The 2688-nt window shown below is 55.7% G+C and carries 1 protein-coding gene; it reads left to right on the top strand.

The genetic code is table 11. The features are described 5' to 3' along the window. Window positions 1-835 precede the first annotated feature (835 nt). A partial coding sequence (locus GTF44_RS21830; protein WP_171567106.1) for a S8 family peptidase occupies window positions 836-2688 on the top strand: 1853 nt, incomplete at its 3' end.

Here is a 2688-nt window from a genome sequence, read left to right as displayed (position 1 = left end):
CCACCGGGCTCGGCAACGCCGGGGATGCCAGCGCCCTCAGCGCAAGCGCAGGGCTCAAGGTGATGTTCTGAAATGGCGCTCTCGATCCAATCCATCAAATACCGGGACTGAACATCCTGGTGCGTGTTGAGGGAGTGAGGGCCTGTCAGGTGCAAGGCTCGTCATAATCCAGGTCTATTTAAATATAGAGTGTGAGTATTTCTCTTCGCGGGAAACCGGATCTAGTGTCTCCGAGGTGCACCAAATCGGTGGATCGTTGTCCAAGACTGATCCGCTACGCATTCAGCCCTTCCCTTTCCGCCGATGGAGGGGAGGGCTTTTTCATAAAAGGTGAGGCTTGGAGCTTGGGATGGAAAAGAGACTTTGTTTTGGACGGTTGCCTTTGCATCTGACGTGTATTGGCCTTTGATATGGACAATCTGAATGCGCACGCATTCCATAGATGGACACCTACCTGAGTTTGCGATGCAAAAAGCGCCAATAATATCTACAATAAAGTCAGTCTTTTGCTTGCGGCTTGAGTTGAGCGGTCGTACCATCGGCGCATCGGCGCATCGGCGCATCGGCGCATCGGCGCATCGGCGCATCGGCGCATCGGCAGGAGCACTTACGGGTTCCTTCATTCTCACAGTCTGACATCTGGCGCCAGGCCGATCATCTCTCATCGGTTAGTAGACGGTCCGATCCCGGTTTCCGGATGGGATGGTCTGACGCGATGGGAGCTGAACTCTGTGACGCGCGATGTGACCGTCAGCGGTGCTTTGGGCCCGTTAGAATCGATGTCCCGCGGTAACCCAAGCGATTACACTCCAACGGGCAAGGTGGAGGAACTCTCATGCGCGGTTTTAAGAAGCTAGTTCTGACCACGACGGCGATTGCAACCTTGGCCACCGCCGTCTCCGCAAACATCTACACAGGTCAACTCACCTCCTATTCAGATCAACAGGTCTTGACCTACCTCGTCCGCGAACATGCGCGAGATCCATCAACCTTCGAGGATGCACATGAATACATCCTCCTGAACCGACCAGCGATTATGGAGGACTACCTCCGTCGAACCTTGGATCGGGCGCCAGACACCAGAAGCACTCCCTCTTCGGAGCCAAGCGTCGGGGAAACCTCCGGAATTGGTTCGGTGTTCGTTCTTGGCGTCGTCGGAATCGCGGCAGCAGCTTCTCTCGCGGGCGGTGATGGTCCTGGAGCCTCTGGTCCACAGCCTCCCAGCCCATCACCTTCTCCAAACCCCAATCCCACACCTATCAATCCCAGCCCATCACCGCCTCCAGATCCAATCACCGACCCAGACTCCGACCTGAACGATCCCGCCTACTACCAAACCCCGGAATTCGAGGAAAACTATGGCCTCGCTCTGATTGGAGCCCATGAGCGATACGCAAAGGGCGGACAAGGGCAAGGCGTAAAGATTTCGATCCTGGACACTGGTATCGATTTCAACCATCCAGACTTTAGAGATAAAATTGATCCAGAGTTTCGCGATAAAATTGATTTTGACAGCAGCCACTCCTATTTCAGCGATCCCGACGATATTTATGATACCGACGGTCACGGCACGCACGTCGCTGGCATTGCTGCGGGCTGGAGAGACGGTGTAGGCACGCACGGCGTTGCCTTTCAATCTGAGCTTGTCATCTTCAAAGGAATTTCAGGCATCGGCACCGGATCCTCGACCCTTAACGTTACAGAGATATGGATTGATGCCATCAACCGCTCAATCGACGCCGGTGTGCACGTCATGAACAACAGCTGGGGTTACATCTATGAAAACGGAGACGGCGTTCCAATCACTGCTTTTAATGATCTAGCCGAGCTCGACAGGGCGTTCGACTTTTCTTTTGGAGACGGAGCCTTGGAAGACTTGATTGCAGCCCTGGATGCAGCCAAAGCCGCTAACCTTATTTCAGTGATTTCCGCAGGCAACGACGGTTTGGCCAATGTCGGATTGAATGCAGGCCTTCCAGTCTTGCTGCCCGACGACTATCCCGACGACTATGAAGATTACTTCATCGCCGTTGTCGCTGTCTATGAAGATGTAAATGAACGAGTAAAAATAGCAGGCTTCTCCAACCGTTGTGGGGTCGCACGGAACTTCTGTCTCGCTGCGCCAGGCGTGGGTATCGTTAGCGCCAATAATGGCGGGGGCCTCGCCATCGGAAGCGGAACATCCCAGGCAGCCCCACATGTCGCTGGAGGATACGCTCTGTTAAAGAGCCAGTGGCCAGAAACGCCGGCCACCGAAATCGTTGATATTATGTTCGCTACAGCCGATGATCTCGGAGACCCGGGCGTGGACCCGATCTACGGGCAGGGCCTCCTCAATCTGGAACGCGCCATGCGTCCTGTCGGTGAAGTTGTTGTCTACCAGGGGACCACCACCGAGAGCGACGCCATGCCGCTCGCCGAAACGGGCATCGTCGCCAGCGGCGCTCTGGCGCCAGCCCTCAACCAAGCCCTGGCAGGACAGGTCTTGATGGTTGCAGATGCGTATACGCGTGGATTTGAGTTCGCCGCCAGTGCCCTGGTCTCCGAAACTGCAGCGCCCGACCCCCGTCCCACGTTCGTGAGCGAAGTACAGGCCAGCGACACCCTGACACTCATGCGTTCAGATCACGGCGCAGGCATCCGCGTTGATGGGGATGTGTCCTCCTATGAGATAAGCCTCGGAGCTAT

The sequence above is a fragment of the Roseobacter sp. HKCCD6576-2 genome, assembly GCF_013179285.1.
GTDB classification, from domain to species: Bacteria; Pseudomonadota; Alphaproteobacteria; order Rhodobacterales; family Rhodobacteraceae; genus Rhodophyticola; species Rhodophyticola oceani.
Note: the sequence above shows the minus strand (reverse complement) of the source record. Positions and strands in the feature narration are given on the sequence as shown.